This window comes from Colwellia marinimaniae (genome assembly GCF_002207865.1).
In the GTDB taxonomy this organism is placed as follows: domain Bacteria; phylum Pseudomonadota; class Gammaproteobacteria; order Enterobacterales; family Alteromonadaceae; genus Colwellia; species Colwellia marinimaniae.
The window spans coordinates 1-957 of record NZ_BDQM01000091.1 but is presented as its reverse complement, the minus strand read 5'-3'; the positions used below and the strand labels follow the sequence as shown (position 1 = coordinate 957).

The 957-nt window shown below is 41.3% G+C and carries 1 rRNA gene; it reads right to left on the bottom strand.

What is annotated here, in order from left to right:
- Positions 1-531 (bottom strand): 23S ribosomal RNA (locus MTCD1_RS18280); the annotation flags it as partial.
- Between the last annotated feature and the right edge of the window lie 426 nt (positions 532-957).

Sequence of the window (957 nt, the reverse complement as noted above, 5' to 3'; positions counted from 1 at the left end):
GCTCCCACTGCTTGTACGTATGCGGTTTCAGGTTCTATTTCACTCCCCTCACAGGGGTTCTTTTCGCCTTTCCCTCACGGTACTGGTTCACTATCGGTCAGTTAGTAGTATTTAGCCTTGGAGGATGGTCCCCCCATATTCAGACAAAGTTTCACGTGCTCCGTCCTACTCGATTTCACTTAAAGGTTGCTTTTGTGTACGGGACTATCACCCTGTATCGTTCTACTTTCCAGTAGATTCCACTAGCGCCCAATAAGCTTAAGGGCTGATTCGCGTTCGCTCGCCGCTACTAACGAAATCTCGGTTGATTTCTTTTCCTCGGGGTACTTAGATGTTTCAGTTCTCCCGGTTTGCCTCGTTAACCTATGTATTCAGTTAACGATACCTAGCTTATGCTAAGTGGGTTTCCCCATTCGGACATCTCAGGCTATTACGGTTGTTATCACCTTACCTGAGCTTTTCGCAGATTAACACGTCCTTCATCGCCTCTAACTGCCAAGGCATCCACCACATACGCTTAGTCACTTAACCATACAACCCTAAGTAGTTTCTTGTTATTTGACCTTTATACTTCGTTGCTTAAATATTCGTGTAGAACAAACTACACTTCATATCTAAGCGCCTTGTTTAAAGCACAAATCCCGTCGAAATGAATTATTTATTGTAAGAACAAAAGATAAAACATTTTACTAGAATGTTCGGAGACTAATCCGAACTAATTGTAAAGTCTGACATTTTCACGTACTCAATATACTTACCTCGAAAGGTTCATATAAGATGAGTTACTTGATAAGACAATCAATGTCGAGTAGACATCAATCGAATGTTGATACAACCTCTTGGGAGAGATTGTATCGCTTTTGTTGGTATTTATATCATTGCAACGTTCAGCGCGACACCGTTCGTTACGACATAAATACCGATATTTATATCAGCTTTCCAGATTGTTAAAGAACT